The 24,778-nt window shown below is 57.3% G+C and carries 24 protein-coding genes and 1 other RNA gene; 22 read left to right on the top strand and 3 right to left on the bottom strand.

Annotated features, from left to right (window positions below):
• Positions 1-35 precede the first annotated feature (35 nt).
• The 13 genes from SIC19_RS05605 (at position 36) to ltrA (ending at position 12,500) form a co-directional block, all read left to right on the top strand.
• A complete protein-coding gene (locus SIC19_RS05605; protein WP_075196056.1) occupies positions 36-1,586 on the top strand; it encodes a 2-isopropylmalate synthase in 1,551 nt (516 codons plus the stop codon).
• 27 nt (positions 1,587-1,613) lie between these two features.
• Entirely contained in the window at positions 1,614-2,417 is an 804-nt protein-coding gene (locus tag SIC19_RS05600) for a hypothetical protein (protein ID WP_075196055.1), read from the top strand.
• Between the two features lie 3 nt (positions 2,418-2,420).
• On the top strand, positions 2,421-2,903 hold the full coding sequence (gene rimI, locus SIC19_RS05595) for a ribosomal protein S18-alanine N-acetyltransferase (RefSeq protein WP_227544273.1): 483 nt from the start codon (positions 2,421-2,423) through the stop codon (positions 2,901-2,903).
• A 123-nt stretch (positions 2,904-3,026) separates the two neighbouring features.
• Complete coding sequence (prfC, locus tag SIC19_RS05590; protein ID WP_036203705.1) at positions 3,027-4,607, top strand: peptide chain release factor 3; 1,581 nt, start codon at positions 3,027-3,029, stop codon at positions 4,605-4,607.
• 17 nt (positions 4,608-4,624) lie between these two features.
• Positions 4,625-5,413, top strand: coding sequence for a TatD family hydrolase (locus SIC19_RS05585; protein ID WP_036203708.1), 789 nt, complete (start codon positions 4,625-4,627; stop codon positions 5,411-5,413).
• Between the two features lie 286 nt (positions 5,414-5,699).
• On the top strand, positions 5,700-6,128 hold the full coding sequence (gene rplM, locus SIC19_RS05580; RefSeq protein WP_007154598.1) for a 50S ribosomal protein L13: 429 nt from the start codon (positions 5,700-5,702) through the stop codon (positions 6,126-6,128).
• A 12-nt stretch (positions 6,129-6,140) separates the two neighbouring features.
• On the top strand, positions 6,141-6,533 hold the full coding sequence (gene rpsI, locus SIC19_RS05575) for a 30S ribosomal protein S9 (protein ID WP_007154597.1): 393 nt from the start codon (positions 6,141-6,143) through the stop codon (positions 6,531-6,533).
• 241 nt (positions 6,534-6,774) lie between these two features.
• Positions 6,775-7,371 carry a ubiquinol-cytochrome c reductase iron-sulfur subunit gene (gene petA, locus SIC19_RS05570; protein ID WP_036203711.1) on the top strand — a complete coding sequence of 199 codons (597 nt, stop codon included), beginning with the start codon at positions 6,775-6,777 and terminating at the stop codon, positions 7,369-7,371.
• Positions 7,371-8,603: a cytochrome b gene (locus SIC19_RS05565; protein WP_007154595.1), complete on the top strand. Its 1,233-nt coding sequence runs from the start codon at positions 7,371-7,373 to the stop codon at positions 8,601-8,603. Before petA ends, SIC19_RS05565 begins: the two co-directional genes overlap by 1 nt.
• Positions 8,603-9,358 (top strand): cytochrome c1, encoded by a 756-nt coding sequence (locus SIC19_RS05560; protein ID WP_036205673.1) that lies wholly within the window; start codon positions 8,603-8,605, stop codon positions 9,356-9,358. Before SIC19_RS05565 ends, SIC19_RS05560 begins: the two co-directional genes overlap by 1 nt.
• 108 nt (positions 9,359-9,466) lie before the next feature.
• Complete coding sequence (locus tag SIC19_RS05555; RefSeq protein WP_036203714.1) at positions 9,467-10,096, top strand: glutathione S-transferase N-terminal domain-containing protein; 630 nt, start codon at positions 9,467-9,469, stop codon at positions 10,094-10,096.
• Between the two features lie 56 nt (positions 10,097-10,152).
• The gene (locus SIC19_RS05550) at positions 10,153-10,575 is read left to right on the top strand and encodes a ClpXP protease specificity-enhancing factor (protein WP_178380796.1); all 423 of its coding nucleotides are present in this window, start codon (positions 10,153-10,155) and stop codon (positions 10,573-10,575) included.
• A 533-nt stretch (positions 10,576-11,108) separates the two neighbouring features.
• Positions 11,109-12,500, top strand: coding sequence for a group II intron reverse transcriptase/maturase (gene ltrA / locus SIC19_RS05545; RefSeq protein ID WP_412535514.1), 1,392 nt, complete (start codon positions 11,109-11,111; stop codon positions 12,498-12,500).
• Between the two features lie 71 nt (positions 12,501-12,571).
• Here the strand turns inward: ltrA and SIC19_RS05540 are convergent, their stop codons facing one another.
• Genes SIC19_RS05540 through SIC19_RS05530 form a run of 3 tightly spaced genes read right to left on the bottom strand, consistent with a single transcriptional unit; the run spans position 12,572 to position 15,491 of the window.
• Positions 12,572-13,162 carry an SIS domain-containing protein gene (locus tag SIC19_RS05540; protein ID WP_036203719.1) on the bottom strand — a complete coding sequence of 197 codons (591 nt, stop codon included), beginning with the start codon at positions 13,160-13,162 and terminating at the stop codon, positions 12,572-12,574.
• A 2-nt stretch (positions 13,163-13,164) separates the two neighbouring features.
• The gene (locus SIC19_RS05535; RefSeq protein ID WP_036203722.1) at positions 13,165-13,539 is read right to left on the bottom strand and encodes a YraN family protein; all 375 of its coding nucleotides are present in this window, start codon (positions 13,537-13,539) and stop codon (positions 13,165-13,167) included.
• 20 nt (positions 13,540-13,559) lie between these two features.
• Positions 13,560-15,491, bottom strand: coding sequence for a penicillin-binding protein activator (locus tag SIC19_RS05530; RefSeq protein WP_228210410.1), 1,932 nt, complete (start codon positions 15,489-15,491; stop codon positions 13,560-13,562).
• Between the two features lie 126 nt (positions 15,492-15,617).
• Between SIC19_RS05530 and rsmI the strand changes: the two genes are divergently transcribed.
• From rsmI to mraY, 9 genes are all read left to right on the top strand, one after another.
• The gene (gene rsmI, locus SIC19_RS05525; protein WP_228210412.1) at positions 15,618-16,481 is read left to right on the top strand and encodes a 16S rRNA (cytidine(1402)-2'-O)-methyltransferase; all 864 of its coding nucleotides are present in this window, start codon (positions 15,618-15,620) and stop codon (positions 16,479-16,481) included.
• 65 nt (positions 16,482-16,546) lie between these two features.
• Positions 16,547-16,908: RNase P RNA component class A (gene rnpB / locus SIC19_RS05520), an RNA gene on the top strand.
• 306 nt (positions 16,909-17,214) lie between these two features.
• Positions 17,215-17,667, top strand: a complete 453-nt coding sequence (gene mraZ / locus SIC19_RS05515) for a division/cell wall cluster transcriptional repressor MraZ (protein ID WP_007154587.1) — start codon at positions 17,215-17,217, stop codon at positions 17,665-17,667.
• The gene (gene rsmH / locus SIC19_RS05510) at positions 17,664-18,644 is read left to right on the top strand and encodes a 16S rRNA (cytosine(1402)-N(4))-methyltransferase RsmH (RefSeq protein ID WP_036203728.1); all 981 of its coding nucleotides are present in this window, start codon (positions 17,664-17,666) and stop codon (positions 18,642-18,644) included. The genes mraZ and rsmH overlap by 4 nt, the downstream gene beginning before the upstream one ends.
• A 2-nt stretch (positions 18,645-18,646) precedes the next feature.
• The gene (ftsL, locus tag SIC19_RS05505) at positions 18,647-19,054 is read left to right on the top strand and encodes a cell division protein FtsL (protein WP_007154585.1); all 408 of its coding nucleotides are present in this window, start codon (positions 18,647-18,649) and stop codon (positions 19,052-19,054) included.
• A 30-nt stretch (positions 19,055-19,084) separates the two neighbouring features.
• Positions 19,085-20,824 (top strand): peptidoglycan D,D-transpeptidase FtsI family protein, encoded by a 1,740-nt coding sequence (locus tag SIC19_RS05500; RefSeq protein ID WP_075194893.1) that lies wholly within the window; start codon positions 19,085-19,087, stop codon positions 20,822-20,824.
• 4 nt (positions 20,825-20,828) lie between these two features.
• The gene (locus SIC19_RS05495; RefSeq protein WP_075194894.1) at positions 20,829-22,313 is read left to right on the top strand and encodes a UDP-N-acetylmuramoyl-L-alanyl-D-glutamate--2,6-diaminopimelate ligase; all 1,485 of its coding nucleotides are present in this window, start codon (positions 20,829-20,831) and stop codon (positions 22,311-22,313) included.
• Positions 22,310-23,701, top strand: coding sequence for a UDP-N-acetylmuramoyl-tripeptide--D-alanyl-D-alanine ligase (locus SIC19_RS05490; RefSeq protein ID WP_075194895.1), 1,392 nt, complete (start codon positions 22,310-22,312; stop codon positions 23,699-23,701). Before SIC19_RS05495 ends, SIC19_RS05490 begins: the two co-directional genes overlap by 4 nt.
• Positions 23,686-24,771, top strand: a complete 1,086-nt coding sequence (mraY, locus tag SIC19_RS05485; RefSeq protein ID WP_007154581.1) for a phospho-N-acetylmuramoyl-pentapeptide-transferase — start codon at positions 23,686-23,688, stop codon at positions 24,769-24,771. Before SIC19_RS05490 ends, mraY begins: the two co-directional genes overlap by 16 nt.
• Positions 24,772-24,778 lie beyond the last annotated feature (7 nt).

Raw genomic sequence — 24,778 nt, 5'->3', positions numbered from 1 at the left:
GAAACTGGTCTTCAGTTGCCCTGATGGAGAGCGCCATGCCTGCGAACGATCACCTGGTTATTTTTGACACAACATTGCGTGACGGTGAGCAAAGCCCCGGCGCAACGATGACAAAAGCGGAGAAACTGCGGATAGCCCGGATTCTCGAGAAGCTGAGGGTTGACGTCGTAGAGGCGGGTTTTGCGATCGCCAGCCAGGGTGACTTCGAGGCGGTAAAGTCGATTGCAGAGTCTATCAAGGAATCTACCGTTTGCAGCCTTGCCAGGGCGCTGGATAAGGACATTGACCGCGCCGCGGAGGCCATAAGGCCGGCCGAGCGCGGACGTATCCATACCTTCATTGCGACGTCTCCGATTCACATGCAGTACAAGCTGCAGATGCAGCCGGATGACGTGGTTGAGCAGGCCGTCAGATCCGTTAGGCGTGCCCGCAGTCATGTTGACGACGTTGAATTTTCCTGCGAAGACGCCGGTCGGTCAGAACTGGATTTTCTGTGCCGTATTATCGAAGCGGCAATCAAGGCCGGCGCAACAACCATCAACATTCCGGATACAGTGGGCTATGCCATTCCGGAGCAGTTTGGGGAGACCATCCGTCAGTTGCTGAACCGTGTTCCGAACGCCGACAAAGCCGTGTTCTCCGTTCACTGTCACAACGACCTCGGGCTTGCGGTTGCAAACTCCCTTGCAGCCGTTAGCAGCGGCGCCCGCCAGGTGGAATGCACCATCAACGGGCTCGGTGAGCGGGCAGGGAACGCTTCTCTTGAAGAGCTTGTGATGGCGGTTCGTACCCGTCAGGATCTGTACACTATCGACACCCGGGTAGATGCTCAGCACATTGTGCCTGCCTCTCGACTGGTATCGACCATCACCGGCTTTCCGGTACAGCCTAACAAGGCGATCGTTGGTGCAAACGCCTTTGCCCACGAATCAGGTATTCATCAGGATGGCGTCCTGAAGCACCGGGAAACCTACGAAATCATGCGGGCACAGGACGTGGGCTGGCACACCAACAGCCTGGTGCTGGGCAAACATTCTGGCCGTAATGCTTTCCGTTCCCGCCTGTTGGAACTCGGCATCCAGTTTGAGACAGAAACAGAGCTTAATGAAGCCTTTACCCGGTTCAAGGCACTGGCTGATCTCAAACATGAGATTTTCGATGAAGACCTTCAGGCGATTGCCAGCGATACCCGGCAGAAGGAAGAAGACGGCCGCTATGGGCTCGTTACTATGCAGGTGTGCTCTGAGACCGGTGTTATTCCCCGGGCTCGCTTGACCCTTCTGGTGGATGGCAGGGAGCACAAGGTAGAGGCAGAAGGCAGCGGGCCGGTTGACGCCACCTTCAAGGCCATTGAGTCCCTGGTAGACTCCGGCTGTAACCTGCAGCTCTATTCCGTGAACAACATTACCAGCGGTACGGATGCCCAGGGGGAAGTAACGGTACGCCTGGAGCGCGGTGGTCGAATTGTGAACGGCATCGGCGCCGATACCGATATCATTATCGCCTCCGCAAAGGCCTACATTGAGGCCCTGAACCTGATCAGCCGGGGCGGTGTTCGGCAGCACCCGCAGGGCGCTGATGTCTGAGCAGGGTAGGCGAAGGGGGCTAGTACAATGATGATGCCAGAGGCAGAACGTCAATTTTATCTGGGCAAGGCGGGAATCCATCTCTGGTACGCCAGGAAGGCGTTACCCGGCGCCGCACCGAGCCCTGAATTCGCCTTTCCCGAGCAGGATGAGCCGGAGCTGGAAGCTGCTGCGATTGTATCGCCTCCGGTTCCGGCGCGGCCAACTGTTCCCCAGCGTAAGGTTGATGGTGTCGGCAAGGACAGAATCGCCGGCATCCAGGCGCTGATGGCCGATGACACGCCGGAACCTGCTGGCGTACCGGTGCCCGAAAAGGCTCCGGAAACGCCAGTTGTCGTTGAGTCGAAGGCACCGGCCGACGAGTCGCCTGAAAAAACAGTGGACGCTGCTGGGGAGTTGCCCCGCCAGATTCACGCCCACCTTGGGTTCTGGTTCTCAGAGCGGCTTGTGCTGATCAGTGGTGTATCCGACGAGGCCAGCACACGGCTTCAAGACACACTGGCACAAAACATCCTGGCAGCGGTCGGTGAAACCCGGATCGAGAAAGGGCGAGAGCTTCGCTGGCCGGTGTTTGGAAATCTGAGGGTTCCAGGAAACAGCGCAGACTGTTTTCGCGATACTCTTCATTTCCTGGCCAATGACTTCGGTGCCCGCAAGGTGGTCTTGCTCGGAGTTTTAACCAACGATTCTCCCTCAGAAAGAGCTGTATTGCTTGACGATGCGCTGGGTGATGCTGCTGTCGACTTCTCCCATACTCTTGCCGAATTGGCTGCGGTGCCCGCTTACAAACGTGAGCTCTGGCAGCAGTTGAAGACCGCCGTCGGGGGCTGACTCGTGGGGCAGGATCTATACCGCGAGATAGAGAGTGCCGACCTCATGATCCGGGCCTTACGCCAGGAGGATCTGCCTGACGTCCTCAATATCGAAGCCCAGGGCTACTCCTTCCCCTGGAGCGAGTCCGTTTTTTTGGGGTGCTTTCGGCCTGACTATCGGCTCTGGGCACTCGAGTGGGGGCAGCGGCTCAGTGGATACGCCGTCGTCGCTTATATGGTGGGTGAAGCCCATTTGCTGAATCTGTGCGTGGCACCGGCTAAACAGGGCAATGGCGGAGGACGCCGTTTGCTTCGGCACCTTGTGCTGGAGGCGGCGCGGGATGGCATGAGCCAGGTTTTACTGGAGGTGCGCGCCAGCAACCGTGCAGCAATTGATCTGTACGCGGCGGAAGGTTTTGACGTGATTGGTCGCAGGAAGGGCTACTACCCTGCAGGCCGCGAGCGGGAAGACGCACTGGTCATGGCCTTACCCTTGGGCGGATAGTCCCTCGAAACTCCGCGGTTAGATCGGGCACGCTCTCAACGGATGCGGGTTCGCGTCAGTGCCTTAATATCCCTATAATGACGTCCGTTTTTTCAGTCTCTCCGAACCAGGTTGTTACCAATTATGACCAGCCTTGCCAGCGAAGTATCCCAGCGCCGCACGTTTGCGATTATCTCGCATCCGGATGCGGGTAAAACCACCATTACAGAGAAGGTTCTGCTGTTTGGGCAGGCCATCCAGAAAGCCGGCACGGTCAAGGGAAAGAAGTCGGGGCAGCACGCAAAATCCGACTGGATGGAGATGGAAAAGGAGCGTGGTATTTCCGTCACCACCTCGGTGATGCAATTCCCATATGGCGGGCGCCTGGTCAACCTCCTGGATACGCCTGGCCACGAAGATTTCTCGGAAGATACCTACCGCACGTTAACGGCGGTGGATTCGTGCCTGATGGTGATCGACAGCGCCAAGGGTGTTGAGGAACGCACGATCAAGCTGATGGAAGTAACCCGCTTGCGGGATACGCCAATACTGACCTTCATGAACAAGCTGGACCGTGATACGCGTGATCCCGTTGAGTTGATGGATGAGGTTGAGGATGTCCTCAAAATCGCCTGCGCACCGATTACCTGGCCCATCGGTATGGGGAAGAATTTTAAAGGTGTCTATCACCTGACCCGGGACGAAGTGATCCTGTACAAATCTGGTCAGGGCCATGCCATCCAGGAAAAACGAGTGATCCAGGGGCTTGAGAATCCTGAGCTGGACGAGGTTCTGGGAGGCTATGCTGGTGATCTCCGAGACGAGATTGAGCTGGTCAAAGGAGCGTCCCATGAGTTCGATCTGGACGCCTTCCTTGCGGGCGAGCTCACGCCGGTGTTCTTCGGTACGGCGCTGGGCAATTTTGGTGTGGATCACATGCTTGATGGGTTGGTGGAGTGGGCCCCAACACCGCAACCGCGTGAAACCGATCAGCGATTAGTGAAACCAGAAGAGGATGTCTTCTCGGGCTTCGTGTTCAAGATTCAGGCGAATATGGACCCCCAGCACCGGGATCGTGTGGCTTTTCTGAGGATCGTGTCGGGGCGCTACAATCAGGGCATGAAAGCGCGTCACGTGAGAATCGGCAAGGAAGTTCGCTTTTCCGATGCGCTAACCTTCATGGCAGGTGATCGGGAGCATGCGGGGGAGGCGTTCGCAGGCGATATTATCGGCCTTCACAACCACGGCACCATCCAGCTGGGAGATACCTTCACTGCCGGTGAGGATATGAAATTTACCGGCATCCCCAATTTTGCACCGGAATTGTTCCGTCGTATTCGCCTGAAGGACCCGCTCAAGTCCAAGCAGCTGCAAAAGGGTTTGATCCAGCTTGCGGAAGAAGGCGCGGTACAGGTTTTTCGCCCGCTTCGAAACAACGACCTGATCGTGGGAGCGGTGGGTGTCCTGCAGTTTGATGTGGTGGTTAGTCGGCTCAAGAGCGAATATAAGGTTGAGGCGGTGTATGAGCCGATAAATGTTGCAACGGCACGCTGGGTAACGGCCTCTGATGAGCGTAAACTGGATGAGTTCGAGCGTAAGGCTAACGATTTCCTGGCTCTGGATGGCAGCGACCGACTGGCCTACATTGCGCCAACGATGGTCAACCTGCAGTTGGCCCAGGAGCGCTATCCAGAGATCAGCTTCCATAAAACACGGGAGCACTAGCAGGCTGGAGTGAGTGAATGCGACTCATTGATGCTCATTGCCATTTTGACTTCCCTGAGTTTGATGGGCGTCGCAAGGCAGTGCTTGAGGACGCTCGCAGCAGTGGTCTGTCGAATCTCGTTATTCCCGGCGTTCGGCGGCCCGACTGGAGCAGGGTGAGTCGCATTGCATCGGAATACGATGGGCTCTACTACTGTCTCGGAATCCATCCCTGGTATGTGGCTGAGCATACCGCCGATGACCTATGCGCATTGCAAGGCTTGCTCGAAGACCGTCCAGGTCATTGTGTAGCCTTGGGGGAGTGCGGCCTGGATCGGCTCCACGGGGACATGCGGGATCAGTACGCCTGGTTTGAAGGGCAGGTTGATATTGCTGCGCTTGTACATTTACCGTTGGTTATTCACTCCGTTAAGACCCACGACGAGGTCTATGAGGTGCTGCGGCGCAAGCGCTTTTCAGGGCGGGTGTTGGTGCACGGGTTTTCGGGCAGCTATGAGCAGGCTACCAAGCTGATTGACCTCGGTTGCTTCATCGGTGTTGGTGGTGTCATTACCCATCAGCGAGCGCGAAAGACCCGGGATACCATCGCCCGGTTGCCCGTTGATGCGCTGATCCTCGAGACGGACGCGCCTGATATGGCGCCAGCGGGCGTCGAGGCGGGGCATAATTCGCCTGCGTACCTGCCGTCGATACTAGCCACCCTGGCACGGTTGCGGAATTCGGGGCTCGAAGACCTGGCCCAGTCGCTGCTCTGCAACGTGCAACGGCTGTATGGTTGGAACGAAGTCGGCGCTTCCGAGCGCTAGAGTCGTGGAAATGACGACCACGGGTTGTTTCGGTGCCCTTTGGTTGGTGGCTCCGTTCCGCGGTAGCAATGAGGATACGTGAATAACGAAACAGTCCCTTTCAGGGTTGGCTTTCTTTTTGGGTTCGGATATACTTCGCGCCCTGGCTTTTCAAGGCGATGCCATCATCTCAGCCCCGAATGATGTCACTGCCGCATAACATACAGGTAAAGAACCTCCTCCGGATGCCGAGCATTTACCGGTGGTGGTTTTTAACGTTTCTTATATAGCGTTCAAGGCGGAATCAATGAAGACTCTGAGTGCGAAACCAGAAACAGTAACACGTGACTGGTACGTTGTAGACGCAGCCGGCAAGACGCTGGGTCGTCTGTCAACTGAAATCGCCCGTCGTCTGCGGGGCAAGCATAAGCCTGAGTACACCCCTCACGTCGACACTGGTGATTACATTGTGGTTATCAATGCCAGTCAGGTACGGGTTACCGGCAAAAAAGCATTTGACAAGATGTACTACAGTCACACCGGCTTTCCGGGTGGAATCAAGTCCATCAACTTCGAGAAGCTGGTCGACAAGGCTCCTGAGCAAATCATCCAGAAGTCTGTTAAAGGCATGCTTCCGAATGGCCCGCTTGGCCGTGCCATGTTCAAGAAGCTGAAAATTTATGCCGGCGCTGAGCATCCTCATGCAGCCCAGCAGCCCAAAGAACTCGACATTTAACGGAAGGCGGATATGTCTGTAGCACAAAATTACGGTACTGGTCGCCGCAAGACATCCACGGCTCGGGTTTTCATCAAGCCGGGAAGCGGTAACATCTCTATCAACGGTCGTTCCATTGAGCAGTTTTTCGGTCGCGAAACTCTGCGGATGATTGTTCGTCAGCCCCTGGTGGTTGCTGAATCCACGGATCGTTTCGATATCAACATCACTGTTAAAGGTGGTGGTATCAGTGGTCAGGCGGGCGCTATTCGTCACGGCCTGACTCGCGCCCTGATGGATTACGATGAAACGCTGCGCCCTGCGCTGCGTAAAGCGGGTTACGTTACCCGTGACGCTCGTGAAGTGGAGCGTAAGAAAGTTGGTCTGCGGAAGGCGCGTAAGCGTCCTCAGTTCTCCAAGCGTTAATAATCGCTGGAGCAGATCCGAAAAAACCCGGTCTATTGGCCGGGTTTTTTGTTGTCTGGGAAGTCAGTTTCGAACAGGCTTGAGACAGGTAATGGCCCGGCTCAAAGCCTTTCCGACTTGTAAGGGCAGGGTAATTTCATTACCATTTGAGCGCTTATAATTTTAGGTTGAGAGAAGTCCTTTTCGATGTGCAGTTTCCCTGTAAGCAGGGCTGTATGTCGCCTGATGGGAGATAACCATAATGAGTAATGGCGACGTGAGCCAAGGCAGGCGCCGATTTTTGATCGGTGCCACGTCTGTGGTGGGTGGTGTCGGCGTCGTCGGTGCGGCCGTGCCTTTCGTAGCATCCTGGAATCCCAGTGCCAAAGCGGAAGCAGCCGGTGCACCGGTCACCGTCAATGTCAGTAAACTGGAGCCAGGTCAGCAAATGACCGTCAAATGGCGCGGTAAGCCGGTGTGGGTTATTCGCCGCACCGAAGAGATGAACGAAAACATTCTCGAGCTGAATGACCAGGTGAAGGATCCTCTTTCCAAGGAAGCGGACCAACCTGCCTACATCGAAGGCGAGCTCCGGGCACTCAAGGACGAGTACGCTGTTCTCGTCGGTATCTGTACCCATCTGGGCTGCTCTCCCCAATTCAGGCCAGAAGTCGCTCCAGCCGATCTCGGGGAAAACTGGCTTGGCGGCTTCTATTGTGCGTGTCACGGCTCCCGTTACGACCTTGCCGGGCGTGTCTATCCGAATATGCCGGCACCCTCGAATCTTCAGGTGCCTCCCTATCGCTTTGACGACGAGAACACTCTGACCGTCGGTCTGGATCCTGAGGGGGCCGCATAATGAACAAGTTAGTGAACTGGGTAGACGAACGTCTTCCAATTGTCGATGCGTGGAACAAGCACGTTGGCAAGTATTACGCGCCCAAGAACTTCAACATGTGGTACTTCTTTGGTTCGCTGGCGATGTTGGTGCTGGTGAATCAGCTCGTGACCGGTATCTGGCTGACCATGAGCTATAACCCCACAGCGGAAGGTGCGTTCGCGTCAGTTGAATACATCATGCGTGATGTTGAGTGGGGTTGGTTGCTTCGATACCTGCACTCCACCGGCGCTTCCGCGTTCTTCGTGGTGGTTTATCTCCACATGTTCCGTGGCTTGATGTACGGCTCTTATCAAAAGCCGCGCGAGCTGATCTGGATCTTCGGTATGCTGATTTACCTGGTTCTGATGGCCGAAGCATTCATGGGTTATCTGCTGCCCTGGGGCCAGATGTCCTACTGGGGTGCGCAGGTGATCGTAAACCTGTTTGGCGCCATTCCGGTCATTGGCGATGATCTGTCGCTGTGGATCCGCGGTGACTACCTGATCTCTGGTATTACCCTGAACCGATTCTTTGCATTGCATGTTGTCGCATTACCAATCGTTCTGCTTGGTTTGGTGGTGCTGCACATTCTTGCGCTGCACGAAGTTGGCTCCAACAACCCTGACGGTATTGATATCAAGAAGAACAAGGACGAAAACGGCATTCCCAAAGATGGTATACCGTTCCATCCCTATTACACGGTGCATGACCTGTTGGGCGTGGGTGTTTTCTTCTTCATCTTCTTTATCGTGGTCTTCTTCTTCCCCGAGATGGGCGGGTTGTTCATTGAAAAGCCGAATTTCGAGCCTGCCAATGCCCTCAAGACGCCCGACCACATAGCGCCGGTATGGTATTTCACACCGTTCTACGCCATGTTGCGGGCGGTGACTATTGACCTCTTCGGCCTGGATGCGAAGTTCTGGGGTGTTGTCGTGATGGGGGCTGCTATCGCCATCCTGTTTGTTTTGCCCTGGCTGGACAGAAGTCCGGTACGCTCAATGCGCTACAAAGGCTGGTTGAGCAAGATCGCTCTGACGATCTTCGCCATCAGCTTCATTGTCCTGGGGTACCTGGGTATTGTTCCGGCCACTGAGGGTCGCACAACGGTTGCTCAGATCCTGACAACGCTTTACTTCCTCTATTTTATTCTCATGCCGTTCTACACACGGATGGAGAAAACAAAGCCAGTTCCAGAGAGGGTGACAGGATGATGAGAAAGCTGATAGTTGGTCTTTTCATAGCGATCCTGCCAGCTCTCGGGCTGGCAGCGGGGGCGTCCGTGCCGCTTGATACCATGGAGCCGGACCATACCAACAAAGCGTCGCTTCAGCGCGGTGCGGCCCTTTTCACCAACTACTGCATGGGGTGTCACTCCATGGAGTATGCGCGGTATAAGCGTGTATCGGATGATCTGGGAATTCCCGCCGAGCTTTACGAGGAGAATCTGATTTTCACTGGTGCAAAGATCGGTGAACTCATGAAGAACTCCATGAGCAAGGAAATGGCTGCGAGCTGGTTCGGTGCTCCGCCACCTGACCTGACCCTGGAATCTCGTCTTCGCGGTGAAGACTGGATCTATTCCTATCTTCGTGGCTTTTACAAGGATGAAAGTCGTCCGCTGGGTGTGAACAACGTGGTCTTCGAAAACGTTGGTATGCCCCATGTGTTGATCGGTTTGCAGGGGCTGTGTGCGGTTGAGCCGAGAATTGGTGAGGGTGCGAGTGTTGATCCTCTCAGCGGCGATGTTCGTAATGCAGACATTTGCCCGGAATGGGAAACAGAAGGCTCCATGGAGCCGGAGGAATTCAACCGGGCTATGTACGACCTGACCAATTTCATGTCTTACATGGGTGACCCGATAAAGGTTGAGCGTGAAAGGCTGGGTATGTTCGTACTGATCTTTGTGGCGATCTTCTTTATCTTTGCCTACCTGCTTAATCGCGAGTACTGGAAGGACGTACACTGAGATTTCAGGTATAATTCCTGTCCCTGAGTTCCAGCGGGCAATAGCCGGCCCGCTGGATTTTTGCGTTTTTCAGGATCAATTCGGTTAGTCAAATCGTGAGGTAGTTCTATGGGCGTTGTGACCAAGCGGTCATCAATGACGTTTTTCTCGGACCCGGCCAGTCATTACAGCCACAGAGTCCGCATTGTGCTGGCAGAGAAGGGGGTAACGGTTGACGTCGTGAACGTTGATCCGGATAACCCGCCTGGAGAGTTGGCTGACCTGAATCCGTACAATGCCCTGCCGACGCTGGTGGATCGTGACCTTGTGCTCTACGAGCCAAACATCATGATGGAGTATCTGGACGAGCGTTTCCCGCATCCTCCATTGCTGCCGGTTTATCCTGTTGCGCGTGCGAACAGTCGCCTGATGATCCATCGCATCCAGAAAGACTGGTGTGGGTTGGTGGATCAGATTCTGGCTCAGCCCAACGCAAAGGCGTCGGATGCAGCCCGAAAAGAGCTTCGCGAAAGTTTGCTGGCCACGGCGCCGCTGTTCGGTGAGATGCCTTTTTTCCTGTCGGAAGAGTTCACGATCGTGGATTGCTGTATTGCTCCGATTCTGTGGCGCTTACCGTCGCTGGGTATTGAGCTGAATGAAAAGCAGGCGAAGCCGCTTCAAAAGTACATGGATAGCATATTCAGTCGTGAAGGTTTCAAGGCGAGCCTGTCAGACCTGGAAGAAGATATCCGTAACTGATATGCAGCGCCTGAAACCGGTTCAGGAGAAAGGCAGTGCCTGATAGTAAGATAACGATGACATCAAGCCGTCCCTACCTCGTTCGGGCATTCAACGAGTGGATCCTCGACAATGACTGCACGCCCTACATTGTTGTGGATGCGGGAGTGCAGGGCGTTCAGGTTCCGACTGAGCATGTGGCCAATGGGCAGATCGTGCTCAATATCAGTCCTGGAGCCGTGCGTGGTCTGGTGATTGGTAATGGCGCCCTGGAATTCAGCGCGCGTTTTGGCGGTGTGCCGATGCAGGTCTTCATCCCCCTGCAGGCTGTCATGGCTGTATACGCAAAGGAGAACGGTGAGGGTATGGTCTTCGGTAGCGAACCAGGCTCTCCTGATCCGGAAGGCCCCGGCGGAAAGGATTCCGAGAATGGCAGTAGCGATAGCGGTCAAGGTGGAGATCGGCCCAGCGGTCGGCCAACGCTTAAGGTCGTGAAATAGCTCCGTCTTGAAAGGAAAGCCTCAGGATGCCTAAAAGCCAGCTGTTTTTAACAGCTGGCTTTTTTGTTGTGCGCCAGGCATGGCGCGTAGCGCCTTGACGGGCGCTGTTCCGGTTCAGGTGGTGCTGGCCGGATGACTTGGGGGTGCAAGTCCCCTGTGGACCCGGCAAGGGGAACCACTAGCCGGACGGCAAGGGTGTCCATCGTGAGATGGAATCTGAAGGAAGCCGCAGGCAAAGCACTGGCCTGACGAACAGAAATCGCATATGAGGCGGTCACACCGGGTAAGGCGTCAACTATCGTCAAAGCCCTGTACTTGCACGGAAGGTGTGGACGTAAATGCGGCGGGCATAAGTGTGAAGGTCACGCGTCTTACCCTGGGAAGTCTGGTTCTCTGCCGCTGTGCTACTCACTTCGCGAGAGGTGGGGATGGGGAGCCAGAACTCAGCCGAGGTCATAGTAGGTGCGTTACCGCGTACTGAAGGACCGAACATGGTTGGCCGTTAGTAGACGGTGAGTTCTCGTGATGTGCTTATGAAGACAGAAGCGACCCGGATGGGTCAGGGCATTCAGGAAGGGGTTGGGCGGAACCCGGCAGGTACTGAGGCCCGTGTCGAGGCAGGCGCGGGGGCTCACCCGTGGACGAACGCGGAGCCGAACGCGCTGATGGAGCAGGTGCTTGAGCGCCCGAACCTGATGCGTGCGTATCAGCGGGTGGTGTCCAACAAAGGGGCGGCTGGCGTCGATCAGATGCCGGTAACAGCCCTGAAGGGCCACCTGCAACAGCATTGGCCAACACTGCGCGAGCGGCTGTTGGCCGGAGACTACCATCCTCAACCGGTACGCCGGGTCAGCATCCCCAAGCCGCAAGGCGGGGAACGGATACTGGGTATTCCGACGGTGCAGGATCGCCTGATCCAGCAAGCACTTCACCAAACACTGAGCCCGATGCTGGAGCCGACCTTCTCGGATCACAGCTACGGGTTCCGTCCTGGTCGAAGTGCCCATCAGGCGGTCAAGGCGATGCAACGGCATATCAACGACGGCCACCGCTGGGTGGTCGATCTGGATCTGGCCCAGTTCTTCGACCGGGTCAATCACGATGTGCTGATGAGCCTGCTGGCTCGTCACATCACTGACCGGCGGATACTCACCCTGATCCGGCGTTACCTGCGAGCAGGCATGCTGTCAGGCGGGCTGGTCAGCCCGAGGGGGGAAGGGACGCCACAAGGCGGTCCCTTATCTCCTCTGCTGTCCAATGTGCTTCTGACCGAACTGGATCGGGAGTTGGAACGCCGGGGGCACCGGTTCTGTCGTTATGCGGATGATTGCAACCTCTACGTTCGCAGCCGACGAGCCGGTGAACGGACCATGACCAGCATTACCCACTACCTGGAAACGCACCTGCGCCTGACGGTGAATACGGCGAAGAGTGCCGTGGATCGCCCCTGGCGCCGGAGCTTTCTGGGTTACAGCGTGAGCTGGCATAAACGTCAGGTCCGGTTGAGAGTCGCGCCCAAAAGCCTGAAGGCCTTCATGGCCAAGCTTCGCCCCCTGCTGAAACGGTCACGGGGACAGTCGTTGACGACCACCATCCGGAACCTGAACCCGGTGCTGAGAGGCTGGGCAAATTACTATCGCCTGACCGCCTCGAAGCGTTCGGTCGAAGCCCTGGATGGCTGGATAAGACGGCGGCTTCGCCTGATCCTGTGGCAGCAGTGGAAGCGGACCCGCACGCGGGCCCGCAACCTGGTACGGCTAGGCTTGACTGAGATAAGGGCTTGGAGGAGCGCGACCAATGGTCGTGGACCCTGGTGGAACAGCGGTGCGTCTCATATGAACGCGGCCCTGCCTAAGAGGGTATTCGACCGTCTGTCTCTGGTAAGCTTGCTGGATACGATGACTCGGCTTCAGAGCCGACCATGAACCGCCGTGGTACGGAACCGTATGCCCGGTGGTGTGAGAGGACGGGGGAGATAACTCCCCCTCCTACTCGATTATCCGCCGAACAGTTTTTCGTCGATCAGTCCGCACAAGGCGTTGATAATCACTAACAGGATAGGCGTTGCAGCCGTCGGGGAAAGGTTATCCAGGGCGATTTCGTGGTCCTCCGGGTGAAGCAGGGAGGTGATGTCGGTTTTCTCCTTGGCACTCAGTACTACCACATTCATTTCTCTGTCGTGCGCGGCCTGTATGGCCTGGATCAGGTTGGCCTTGTGGCCGTCGTCCACAATAACCAGGAGCAGATCGTTGGCTTTGCCAATAGCGCGAACCTGTCTTGAGAAGGTGTCATTGAAGCGATTGTCGCGACAGATTGCGGAATAGGTTGTCGCATCCGCTCCCAGGTTGATGGCGGGCAGTGCCGGTCGGTCGTGCTCAAAGCGGTTGAGCAGCGCAGTGCAGAAGTACTGTGTGAGTACGTTGGCATTGCCGTTGGCGCAGGTAATGATCTTGCCATCATTCAGTAGCGTGTTAACCAGTGCGTCTGCGGCGCTCTCAATGGCCGGTGCCGTCAGGCTGGCGGCGTGGGCCGTGTGTTCCATGTGGTTGGCAAACCACTGGTTTATCTGTTGTTCGGTATCCGTCATAGTCAGACCTGAATGGCGTTTTTTATCCATTGTATCCGGTATTTTTTGCGATCGCCCGGTGCGATTGCGATTACGTCAATTCTTGCGTTCGCATTCCACAGCCCATGCCTGTGGAGGTAAAACGAAGCGGCGCGGATAAGGCGCTTTTGCTTCGTGGGAGTGATGGATTCGGCTGCACCGGTCAGGCTACCGCTTCCGCGGTATCGCACTTCGAAGAAAACCAGTGCATCACTGTCCCGGCCGATGAGGTCAATTTCGCCCCCGCGACTGAACACATTGCGTGCCAGAATAGTGACGCCTCGCGTTTGAAGGTAGCGCGCGGCAACGCCCTCGGCATGGTTCCCGGTGGCTTTTCGAGTTCCTGTGCTGCCATCCATGGCATAAGGTGTCCTGGTTGTTAATTTGGATTGGAGGCGCCTTCCATAGTGGGGGCGTCCGATTCTGTTTCTTCAGGTTCCAGTGGTGGCAGTTGTTCTGGAGTTCCTTCGCTGAATCGAGCCCAGAGCTGTTCCCGGTGAATGCTGCCTTGTGGCGTCATGGTCAGTACCCCGGTCTGGCCGTCTATCGTGGCGCCATCGACCTGCCTCAGTAATGGCAGTCGTTTGCTCAGATTCCAGGCATCCGCCCCCATGGCGAACAGGCGGCCAAGCTGGCCTCGGACATCAGGCATGGCTTCCTTGACGATGTCGCGAAAGCGGTTTTTCTTTTCAAGAACCCAAGGCGTGTCGGTAAAGGTGACGCCGTTCAGGTCCCGGTCCCTCGATGGGTCCGGATTACCTTCGTAGACCATGGAGGGTGAGTAAACGGGCAGGTCGCCGCCAAAATAGAAGGCGAATAATGGTTTGAACTGCCGTGCGACGGTTGGCTCCGCCACCATAACGATGCCGTCGGCATCCTGGCGCCGCCGGGGCTCGAATTCAACGTCAATGCCGGCAGTGCGTTCAACGTCTATGGCCCGATCGCGGGATACTGTGATGCCAAGCAGGTCGGCAGTGACGGCACGGAGATTGTCCTCGCGGAAATAGCGCTCAATATCCAGGGCGATGCCTCCATTCTCTGCCAGCTGGTCCAGCAGGGCAGTTTCCAGTCGGTCCCCCCAATTCCCCGTTGGGATCAGCACAAGAATCTGATCGATACCCTCTGCATCAAGACGGTTGGCAATCTGTCTGGCTTCGTCTTCTGCTGACAGCCCGAACTGGTAGAGTCCATCAGGAGCTGTAACCTCCCGTGGCAGATAGTTCAGGCCAAGAACCGGCACGGGCAGAGTCGACATGTCGCCGAGTGCTGCCAGGGACTCTTTTTCCAGGGGGCCGACAATCAGGTCCTGTTCCTCTTTGGTCAGTTCGTCATAAAGCGAACGAAAGTTCTGATCCGAGGTGTCGACGACTCGAATGCTGATTTTTCCGCGCTCTGCTGAGTCGTCCTCGTAGTAGGCGGCGAAAAAACCATCGCGGATGGCAGCGCCCGCACTCGACAGTGGGCCGCTGAGCGGCAATGCCAGGGTGATTCTTTCGGGCTGGCTCTCTGCAAGGCTTGCAATCAGTTGCAGTTCAGCCGGTAAGGCCCCGGCGGCGGGGTGGTCGGGCCAGTTGTTCTGCCAGTTGCGGATCATTCTTCCCTGTTCGTCCAGATTGATGCCCGGCTGCCGGAGAATGCCTGCCAGTTCAAGCCAGCCCTGGGCTTCGTAGCCAATCGCTCGGCCTTTTCTGTCGGCGAGCTGGGTGTCTGAGGTCTGTTTCAGGTTCTTCCAGATGTCGTCATGGATAGATTGCGTATTGGCGTCTGTGTCCGCTCCGGACAGCAAGATCAGGGTAATGGCCGCCGCAAGGTTGTCTCCGGCAAGCCGATAGGTTTGCTCTTGCAGTCTTGCGGCGCGGTTAATCAGGTTTCTTTCATAATTAAGGAAATGATCTGGCTCTATGCCAGATACAATGCTTTTCGCCCAATCGCCATCCTCAAGCGCAGTGGCGCTGGCCATGGCTAGCAGAAGCCGTTGGTTTTCTGTGGCCTCAGTGGTCGGCGAGAATTGCTTGCTTTGAAGCAGCTTCCTGGCGGCCCGGTGTTCGTTTTGACCCTGGAACCTGTCCGCTGCTCTCAACAGGTAAGCCTGTGCGCTTTGTCGGTCGGTTTCGCTGGCAGCGACTTCAAGAGCTTCTCCGGCGGTTTTGGCAATGTACGATTCCAGGTTCACGCTTGCGCAACCCGCAAACAGCACCGTCGTGGCCAGGAGAATGGTGATGGTTTTCAGGTTCTGGCGGTATTTGGTCATGGCTGGCTCACAATACTCCGGGTTATTACGCTTGTGGCGCCGGGTAATCGGCGGCATCATGCCGGGAGCCCTGGTGCCCGCCGGGCTTCCCATTAATGGTTTGATTTATCAGGCCGCAAGTTTAACAGCTCCCGCGTGAATTCACATGACGTTGGTGTCATGCGCAGGGGGCAAAGAGAGGGATGTGTGAACTCAGAAAGCGAGCTGCCGGAACAGGCTGGCACCCTGTATATCGTTGCCACACCAATTGGCAACCTGGACGATCTGTCTCCCAGGGCCGCGGCAGTTTTGTCGCGGGTGGCGGTGATTGCCGCCGAGGATACACGGCATAGTGGCCGGCTATTGCAGCACCTGGGTATCAGCAAGCCAATGATGGCCTTGCACGAACACAATGAGAGGGACAGGGCTGGCCAGGTTCTGGATAAACTTGCGGCTTGCCAGGATGTGGCTCTGATTTCCGATGCGGGGACGCCGTTGATCTCTGATCCGGGCTTTGTGCTGGTAAGGGAGGCTCGGGCTCGGGGTTATCGGGTTACTCCGGTGCCTGGTGCCTGTGCGCTCATTTCGGCGCTGAGCGCGGCAGGGCTGCCGACGGATCGGTTTTTGTTCGAGGGTTTTCTGCCCTCCAAGTCCGGAGCGCGCAAGGCTGCCCTGGACCGCCTTGCGAGGGAATCCGCCACATTGGTGTTTTACGAGTCGCCCCACCGTATTGTCGATACGGTGGGTGATATTGCGGAGGTGATGGGAGCAGAGCGAGAGCTCGTGCTGGCCCGGGAGCTGACCAAAACGTTCGAGACTTTCTATGCAGGGGCGGCGGCCCATGTCAGGCAAACTCTGGAGGCGGACCCCCATGGCAGTCGTGGCGAATTCGTGGTGATGGTGCGTGGCGCGAGCGCAGAGGAGTTGTCGGTGGGGGCGGCAGAGGCGGACCGGGTGTTGGCGTTGCTGCTGACAGAGTTGCCGGTCAAAAAGGCGGCGAAGCTGGCATCGGAGTTAACCGGAATCTCCAAGAATGAGCTGTATCAGCGAGCGTTGTCTCTGAAGGCCTGATCTCAGGAAGTCACTGGTTCGCGGTTTTTCTTGCCTGCCGCTGCAGGCTGGAGTATGGTCTCGCCCGAGCTCGCCAGACAGTCGCCGCCGGTTTTACCGGGGGAGGAAAGTCCGGGCTCCACAGGGCAAGGTGCCAGGTAACGCCTGGGCGGCGCGAGCCGACGGAAAGTGCAACAGAAAGTATACCGCCTAAGTGGCCGTGACATGTTCGCGGGCACCGGTAAGGGTGAAACGGTGCGGTAAGAGCGCACCGCGTGACTGGCAACAGTTCACGGCGATGGTAAACCCCACCTGGAGCAAGACCAAATAGGAATCCTATGGCGCGGCCCGCGCTGGATTCGGGTAGGTCGCTTGAGGCATGCGGTGACGCAGGCCCTAGATGAATGACTGTCCCAGACAGAACCCGGCTTACCGGCGAGCTCATTTTTATTTCTCCGCTTGATGTGACATTTGTCATTCTCACCAGCAAGCTTTTATAGCCAAAAAATCTTAGAGTTCACTTGCCATCTTCAGAACTGACTGCAGGTGATTGATTTTTAGGTTTTTCTTTTCCGTAATCTCCAGCTTTTGACCAGTCTTGTTCTGTAACCTCTTGTCGTGAAAGGAACTTTTCCGGGTGTGGCGCTGTTCGCGGCGCTTGCATTGTGTATTGCGTGTTTCTATAGTGTGCACAAGTGGGAAAAAGTGGTTTCTAGTGGTTATTTGTGGTTTCTGAACCCCGGAATTGGTGCTAATGAGCAATTTTCTTGGCAGTCATGCCATCAATATGGATGCGAAGGGTCGCTTGGCGATCCCCGCCAGGGTGCGCGAAGAGCTCGCGCATGCCTGCAGTGGTCGCATTGTATTGACGGCCAATGCCGATGAAGAGCGCTGTTTGCTGATGTATCCGGAACCGCAGTGGGAGGCATTAAGGCCACAAATTGAAGCACTTCCCAATATGAATAAAGCTGCCCGCAGGCTGCAGCGACTGCTGCTGGGCCATGCCACGCCTTTGGAGCTGGACTCGGCGGGGCGCATTCTGGTGCCGCCCACGTTGCGCAGTTATGCGCGCCTGGAGAAGAAATTAATGCTGATTGGTCAGGGCAAGAAGTTGGAACTTTGGAGCGAAGAGCGTTGGTTCGCTTGGCTTGACGAGTCATCGGATGAAGACGAGATGCCGCCGGAAATGGAGGCGTTGTCGCTATGACAGCCGGCCGCGGGCAGGAGCCTGCCGGTCAGTACCGGCACCGTTCCGTGCTCCTGGACTCGGCGGTGGACTTGCTGGTCAACGATCCGGATGGCGTTTATATCGATGGCACCTTTGGTCGCGGAGGTCACAGCCGGCTGATTCTGGGGCGGCTCGGGCAGGGCGGAAAGGTGTTGGGTATCGACAAGGATCCGGACGCAATTCAGGTGGCCCGAGACCTGTCGGCGAGCGATGCTCGGTTTCAGCCATTTCACGGCTCGTTTGCGGAACTGGGCGCTGCCGCTGAAGCCCAGGGGTGGATGAAGGTTAATGGTGTTTTGCTGGATCTTGGTGTTTCATCCCCGCAGCTGGACGATGCCGCCAGGGGGTTCAGCTTTATGCGCGATGGGCCACTGGATATGAGAATGGACCCCGGGCAGGCGCCAAGTGCGGCGCAATGGTTGGCCGAGGCGGACGAAAAAGACATCGCGAACGTGATCTGGCGATACGGCGAGGAGAAATTCTCCCGCCGTATCGCTCGTCTTGTTGTGGAGCGGCGTAAGGAGGCGCCGCTGGAAACCACGCGTCAACTGGCGTCGTTGGTCAGTGAGGCGGTGCCGAAAAAAGAAAAGCACAAGCACCCGGCCACCCGGACGTTCCAGGCAATCCGGATTTTTATCAACCGGGAACTGGAAGATCTGGAGCTTGGGCTCAATGCCGCTGTTGAAAAGCTGATGCCCGGTGGAAGGCTGGTGGTTATCAGCTTCCATTCGTTGGAGGACCGGCTGGTCAAACGCTTTATGCGGGACTTGGCGCGCGGGCCGAGATTGCCAAAAGGCGTGCCGGTGACGGCGGAGCAGGAAGCATCGGCGTTTCGGTTGATCGGCAAGGCGAACAAGGCGGATACAGAAGAAGTGAGCGACAACGTGCGGGCGAGGAGCGCGGTTATGCGTGTACTTGAACGGATACCGGAACAACACAAGTTAGGGAGCGCGTAATCATGGGCGCGGTAGCGATTGAACAGCCAACAAAAACAGCGCGACTGAACAGGAAGCGTGTCAGGGACGGCGTTGCCACTGCGGTCAGGTTGTCGAACCAGGTCTTTACCGCACTTCAGCAGAAGCGCGTGTTGATCACCGTGGGTTTGGTGATGCTGTTGATTGTGTCCTCGCTGGGCGTTGTTGTCAGTGCCCACGAGAACCGTGAATTGTTCAACTCCTTATCTCAGCTGCAGGAACAGCGTGACAACTACCAGCGTGAGTGGAGTCAGTTGTTGCTGGAGCAGAGTGCTTTGAGTGCCCACGGACGGGTAGAGCAACTGGCCTCCGAGCGTTTCGGAATGGTCGTGCCAGGCAAACAGGATATCGTTCTGGTGCCGTTGATGGCGCCGCTCGTCGGGTCGCGTTAAGCGAAAACAACAAACCGTAAGGTGAAGACAGTGTCGGACCAGGGAAAAACAGCAACATGGGGCCAGCGACTGGCTGCCGGGCTTGGGGCCTGGCGGTACGGCACCGTGTTGGGCGTTTTTCTGTTGGTTGTCGGTGCCCTTGCCTGGCGGTTGGTGGATCTGCATGTGGTGGACAACGAGTTCCTGCGTAAGCAGGGCGATGTGCGCACCATTCGGGTGGAGAGCATCGATGCCCATCGTGGTGTAGTGACGGACCGGCACGGCGAATCACTGGCGGTGAGCACTCCAGTCCAGACCATCTGGGCGAATCCGTCCGAGATCGACGCGGATGAGCCGCGACTGACCAATGTCGCGCGCCTGTTGGGCCTTCAGGAGGCCAGGCTGCGCGAGCGGCTGCGTAAGTATTCGGGCCGCGAGTTTATTTACCTGCGCCGTAAGCTTCAGCCAGAAATTGCTCGGCAGGTGCTGGCAATGGGTATTCCGGGTGTGTACAGCCGCCAGGAGTACCGTCGTTACTATCCCGCTGGAGAGGTGACGGCTCATGTGGTCGGGTTTACGAATATCGATGAAAGCGGTCAGGAAGGTATCGAGCTGGCCTACAACCAGTGGCTGAGTGGTGAAAGTGGTCGCAAGCGGGTTCTCAAGGACAACCGTGGCCGTGTGATCAAGGATCTGACGTTGATCCGCGACGCGAAGCCTGGTCGCAACCTCGAACTCAGCATTGATTTGCGGCTCCAGTATCTGGCTTATCGGGAGCTGAAAGCCGTTGTCGGCGCGCACGACGCCAGGGGAGGCACTCTGGTGATGCTGGACGTGGACACCGGCGAGGTATTGGCCATGGTGAATCAGGGCTCCTACAACCCCAACGACCGCAGCCAGCTGAGCCCCGACCGTTTACGCAACAAGGCCATTACCGATCTGTTTGAGCCGGGGTCCACGATGAAGCCTGTTTCCATGGCTGCAGCACTGGAATCGGGGAAGTTCAAGGCTTCCAGCACCATAGACACAGCGCCGGGGTACCGGCGCTTTGGCCGTTTCACGATTCGTGATCACCGGAACTATGGGGTCATCAACCTGACTGACGTGATTGCGAAATCCAGCAACGTCGGCATCAGCAAGATCGCCACCGAGTTGGGTGGTGACACTATCCGCGATCTTTATGCCCGTCTGGGGCTGGGCCAGCCTACCGGTATCGGGTTCCCCGGTGAGGCTGTTGGCGTGTTGCCGGCACCACCAAAGTGGCGCCCCGTCGAAGAGGCAACCCTGTCTTATGGGTATGGCATGAGCGTCAATGCGCTTCAGCTGGCGCAGGCATACATGGTTTTGGCCAATGGCGGAATTCGCTACCCGTTGAGTCTGTTGAAGGCCGATGAAAAACCCGTTGGGGAACGGGTTCTTTCCGAAGAAGTCTCATTCCAGATAAGGGAAATGTTGCGAGAGGTGGTCGAGAACGGTACCGGAAAGCGCGCTCAACCGGGATTCTATTCCGCCGGTGGTAAAACCGGCACGGTACACCTGGTGGGTAAGAATGGGTATGAGGATAGCCAGTACAAGGCGATATTTGCCGGTATGGCTCCCATCGACAATCCGCGGATTGTCACCGTCGTGGCTGTCGATGCACCCCAGTCCGGCGAATACTACGGTGGCGAAGTGGCTGCACCCGTATTCGCCCGGGTGATGGGAGATGCATTGCGGCTGCTGAACGTAAAGCCGGAACTGGAGCTGGGCGACGCAAAGGCGCCGCGTCTGGCATCCGGGGAGCGGGGTTAGGGTTATGTGTATTACATCACTCAGCACATTGTTGCAGGGAATCGCACCGGTACCGTCGGTGTTTGATGTCACAATCCACGGCCTGAAGACCGACAGCCGTGACGTCAGGTCGGGCGACGCGTTCGTTGCCCTGGCCGGTGCCCGAACGCCCGCCGACCACTACATCGAACAGGCGATCGGTGCGGGTGCCACCGTAATCCTGTTGGAGTCAGCGCAGCCGGGTGAATGCTACGAGCATGAAGGTGTTCTTATTGTTCCGGTGACGATGTTGCGCGCTCACCTCGGGAAGCTCGCGGATCGATTTTTCGAGCATCCCTCCCAACGATTGCGCCTGATCGGCGTGACCGGAACGAATGGCAAAACGTCGGTAAGCCATTACATAGCGACATTGCTACAGGAAACCGGCACACCATGCGGCGTTATCGGCACCCTCGGCTATGGTATGCCCGGTGCGCTGCAGGAAGGTACACACACCACGCCGGAGGTCGTGCAGGTAAACCGCGTACTGTCGAAAATCATCGCCCAGGGTGGACGCGCGGCGGCGATGGAAGTCTCTTCACACGCACTCGAACAGGGGCGGGTCGACAACCTGACCATGACTGGCGCGGTGTTTACCAATCTTACCCGGGACCACCTGGACTACCACGGTTCCATGGATGCATACGGAGCGGCGAAGGCCCGTCTTTTTCATCGCGAAGAGCTGCATTTCGCGGTCATCAACTTCGATGATCCGTTTGGAAGGCAGCTCTATGAGAAGCTTGATGGCAAATGTGACCGTGTCCGTTACAGCTTGCACGAAGCCCAGACCGAGCTCTGGCTGACGGAATTCGTACCGTCCATTGACGGTTTCAGCGCCAGCGTAGACGGGCTTTGGGGCCGGTTTAATGTGTCCGCCCGGGTACTGGGAAGCTTTAACGTCAGCAATATTCTGGCGGCCATGGCAGCCGTGCTCAGCCTGGGTGTGCCGGTAGAGCGGGTTCAGCAAGCGGTTGAGCGGTTGTCGCCCCCACCGGGACGGCTGGAGCCCTTCGCGGGCGGTAACGATGTGCGTGTTGTCGTGGATTACGCCCATACCCCGGACGCCCTGAACAGTGCCCTTGCCGCCTTGCGCCCGCATGTTGCCGGGCGGCTTTTCTGTGTATTCGGCTGTGGCGGCGACCGCGACACCGGTAAGCGGCCAGAGATGGCCCGGGAAGCGGAAAAAGGGGCCGATGTCGTGATCGTGACGGACGACAATCCGCGCAGTGAAGACCCGGAAGCCATTACTTCCGACATCGTCGCTGGGTTTGAGAATCCTGACCAGGTCGCGGTTATCCATGATCGTGCTGAGGCGATTCGCCAGGCCATTCATTCTGCTGTGGCAGGAGACATTGTACTGATTGCCGGAAAGGGCCACGAAGCATGGCAGGAAGTGGCAGGCCAGAGATTTCCGTTCAGCGACGCTGAGCAGGTGCGACATGCGCTGTCGCTGAATGGAGGTGTCGCATGATGCAGTCATTCGCGCTGGCCGATGCCGTCAACTGGCTTGGCGGTACTGTGGCAGTGGGCAATCTGGAAGGCTTGAAGTTTGACGGTGTCTCGACCGACACGCGTCGAATCGCCAGCGGAGACGTGTTCGTGGCGCTTCGGGGTGAGAACTTCGACGGGCACGATTATCTGGCTGTGGCCGAGAAGGCTGGAGCCGTGGCTGCTGTTGTAGACAAGGCAGACCCGAGCCTGGGGCTTCCGCAGATCCGGGTTTCGGACACGGTAGACGCATTGGCACAACTGGCCCTGGCCAATCGCAATGCCAGCACCGCACGCTTTGTGGCGATCACCGGTAGCAGTGGTAAGACCACGGTACGCGAAATGGTGGCCGCGATTCTTTCGCAGGTGGGTAATACCCTCGCCACCGAGGGCAACCTCAATAACCACATTGGCGTTCCCCTGACGCTGTTCAGGTTGTCACCGGAACACCAGTTGGGCGCGATAGAACTCGGAGCCAGCGGCCTGGGGGAAATAGCCCACACCGTCAATATTGTTCGGCCGGAGGTGGTCATCCTCACCAACGCCGGGCAGGCGCATCTGGAAGGGTTTGGCGGTTATGACAACGTGGTGCGCGCAAAGGGTGAAATCATTGATGGCGCGCCAGCATCCGGTCTTGTGGTCCTGAACAATGATGACCCGGCCTTCGATCTATGGCGTCAGCGGGCGGGCCAGCGTCGGGTCGCAGGTGTCAGTGGCCGGGCAAGTGAAGGGGCTGATTACGTCCCCGAAGATATCCGCAGCGATGGCGATGTCCGGCAGTTTCGTGCACAGGGGCCGGACGGCTGGTCCTGTGACATCCGCCTTTCCCTGCAGGGCGAGCACAATATCACCAACGCATTGTTGGCGATTGCCGCTGCACGCGAGTTGGGTGCAGGCGATGAGGCGATAAAGACGGGGCTGGCGGCTTTGAAGCCGGTAAAGGGGCGCCTGCAAATGATGGCGCTGACACCGAAACTGACCGTCATCGACGACAGCTACAATGCCAACCCTGCCTCCATGAAAGCCGCTTTGGATGTGTTGGCTGCGCGACCGGCCGGCCGTGTGGCTGTGTTGGGGGCGATGGCTGAGTTAGGGCAGGACAGCTTAGTTCTGCACAGGGAGGTTGGTGAGTTCGCCAGGGCGAGGGGCATCGAAAGGCTGATCGCTGTGGGTCCTGGCTGTGAAGGATATGTTGAGGGTTTCGGAGACGCCGCTGAGGTGTGTGCGAGCCATGACGACGCCGTGCGTCGTCTGTTTGAGGGGCCTGCCGAGTCACAGACGGTACTGGTCAAGGGTTCTCGCAGTTCCGCCATGGATCGCGTGGTGGAGGGAATACAAGAAAAGGTGGGTAACGCATGCTGCTCTGGCTGACAGAGGCTCTTTCACAGTACTTTTCCGCGCTGACGGTTTTCCAGTACCTGACCGTCAGGGGGATCTTCGGGGTGTTGACGGCCCTTTTGATTTCCCTGCTGATCGGCCCGGTGATGATTCGCAAACTCAGCCAGTACCAGATCGGGCAGGCGGTTCGTGACGACGGCCCACAAACGCATCTGAGTAAAGCCGGCACGCCGACCATGGGTGGTGCGCTGATTCTGGTAGCCGTCGGGGTCAGCTCATTGCTGTGGGCGGACCTGAGCAATCGGTATGTCTGGGTGGCGATTCTGGTCACGCTTTTGTTCGGTGCGATTGGCTGGGTGGACGACTACCGCAAAGTGGTGGAGCGCAATCCGAGAGGACTGCCTGCTCGCTGGAAATATTTCTGGCAGTCAGTGATCGGGGCGACGGCGGCGGTCGTGTTGTTCATGAGTTCCGCACTGCCCCAGGAAACGTCGCTCTACGTGCCATTTTTCAAGAACGTATCGCTGACCCTGGGGCCGGTGCTGTTCATCCTGTTGAGCTATTTCGTGATTGTGGGTAGCAGCAACGCGGTGAACCTGACCGATGGCCTGGACGGGCTGGCCATTATGCCGACGGTGATGGTGGCGGCGGCGCTGGGCATCTTCGCATACGTGTCTGGCCATGCTCAGTTCGCCGATTATTTGCTGATTCCTCATTTGCCGGGCACCGGTGAGTTGATTGTATTTTGTGGCGCGCTCGTGGGTGCCGGCCTGGGATTTCTGTGGTTCAACACCTATCCGGCCCAGGTGTTCATGGGGGATGTGGGAGCGTTGGCGCTTGGCGCGGCGCTGGGTGTCGTGGCCGTGATCGTACGGCAGGAAATCGTATTGTTCATCATGGGCGGCGTGTTCGTTATGGAAACCGTCTCCGTGATTCTGCAGGTGGCGTCCTTCCGGCTTACCGGCCGGCGGATATTCCGCATGGCGCCGCTGCATCATCATTTTGAACTGAAGGGCTGGCCGGAGCCGCGCGTTATCGTGCGCTTCTGGGTTGTCACCGTCGTGTTGGTACTGGTTGGCCTGGCCAGCCTGAAACTGAGATAGGGAAGCA

Origin of the sequence: Marinobacter sp. MIT930201 (assembly GCF_047122665.1) — a bacterium.
GTDB classification, from domain to species: domain Bacteria; phylum Pseudomonadota; class Gammaproteobacteria; order Pseudomonadales; family Oleiphilaceae; genus Marinobacter; species Marinobacter salarius.
Note: the sequence above shows the minus strand (reverse complement) of the source record. Positions and strands in the feature narration are given on the sequence as shown.

What these genes read in the sequence shown, in the direction of transcription:
- SIC19_RS05490 (WP_075194895.1), top strand. Translation starts at nt 22,310, where the DNA reads ATGATGCAGTCATTCGCGCTGGCCGATGCCGTCAACTGGCTTGGCGGT.
- SIC19_RS05530 (WP_228210410.1), bottom strand. Translation starts at nt 15,491, where the DNA reads ATGATGCCGCCGATTACCCGGCGCCACAAGCGTAATAACCCGGAGTAT.
- SIC19_RS05600 (WP_075196055.1), top strand. Translation starts at nt 1,614, where the DNA reads ATGATGATGCCAGAGGCAGAACGTCAATTTTATCTGGGCAAGGCGGGA.
- ltrA (WP_412535514.1), top strand. Translation starts at nt 11,109, where the DNA reads ATGAAGACAGAAGCGACCCGGATGGGTCAGGGCATTCAGGAAGGGGTT.
- petA (WP_036203711.1), top strand. Translation starts at nt 6,775, where the DNA reads ATGAGTAATGGCGACGTGAGCCAAGGCAGGCGCCGATTTTTGATCGGT.
- mraY (WP_007154581.1), top strand. Translation starts at nt 23,686, where the DNA reads ATGCTGCTCTGGCTGACAGAGGCTCTTTCACAGTACTTTTCCGCGCTG.
- SIC19_RS05585 (WP_036203708.1), top strand. Translation starts at nt 4,625, where the DNA reads ATGCGACTCATTGATGCTCATTGCCATTTTGACTTCCCTGAGTTTGAT.
- prfC (WP_036203705.1), top strand. Translation starts at nt 3,027, where the DNA reads ATGACCAGCCTTGCCAGCGAAGTATCCCAGCGCCGCACGTTTGCGATT.
- SIC19_RS05540 (WP_036203719.1), bottom strand. Translation starts at nt 13,162, where the DNA reads ATGACGGATACCGAACAACAGATAAACCAGTGGTTTGCCAACCACATG.
- SIC19_RS05535 (WP_036203722.1), bottom strand. Translation starts at nt 13,539, where the DNA reads ATGGATGGCAGCACAGGAACTCGAAAAGCCACCGGGAACCATGCCGAG.
- rplM (WP_007154598.1), top strand. Translation starts at nt 5,700, where the DNA reads ATGAAGACTCTGAGTGCGAAACCAGAAACAGTAACACGTGACTGGTAC.
- ftsL (WP_007154585.1), top strand. Translation starts at nt 18,647, where the DNA reads ATGGGCGCGGTAGCGATTGAACAGCCAACAAAAACAGCGCGACTGAAC.
- SIC19_RS05565 (WP_007154595.1), top strand. Translation starts at nt 7,371, where the DNA reads ATGAACAAGTTAGTGAACTGGGTAGACGAACGTCTTCCAATTGTCGAT.
- SIC19_RS05495 (WP_075194894.1), top strand. Translation starts at nt 20,829, where the DNA reads ATGTGTATTACATCACTCAGCACATTGTTGCAGGGAATCGCACCGGTA.
- SIC19_RS05550 (WP_178380796.1), top strand. Translation starts at nt 10,153, where the DNA reads ATGACATCAAGCCGTCCCTACCTCGTTCGGGCATTCAACGAGTGGATC.
- SIC19_RS05560 (WP_036205673.1), top strand. Translation starts at nt 8,603, where the DNA reads ATGAGAAAGCTGATAGTTGGTCTTTTCATAGCGATCCTGCCAGCTCTC.
- SIC19_RS05555 (WP_036203714.1), top strand. Translation starts at nt 9,467, where the DNA reads ATGGGCGTTGTGACCAAGCGGTCATCAATGACGTTTTTCTCGGACCCG.
- rsmH (WP_036203728.1), top strand. Translation starts at nt 17,664, where the DNA reads ATGACAGCCGGCCGCGGGCAGGAGCCTGCCGGTCAGTACCGGCACCGT.
- rpsI (WP_007154597.1), top strand. Translation starts at nt 6,141, where the DNA reads ATGTCTGTAGCACAAAATTACGGTACTGGTCGCCGCAAGACATCCACG.
- SIC19_RS05605 (WP_075196056.1), top strand. Translation starts at nt 36, where the DNA reads ATGCCTGCGAACGATCACCTGGTTATTTTTGACACAACATTGCGTGAC.
- mraZ (WP_007154587.1), top strand. Translation starts at nt 17,215, where the DNA reads ATGAGCAATTTTCTTGGCAGTCATGCCATCAATATGGATGCGAAGGGT.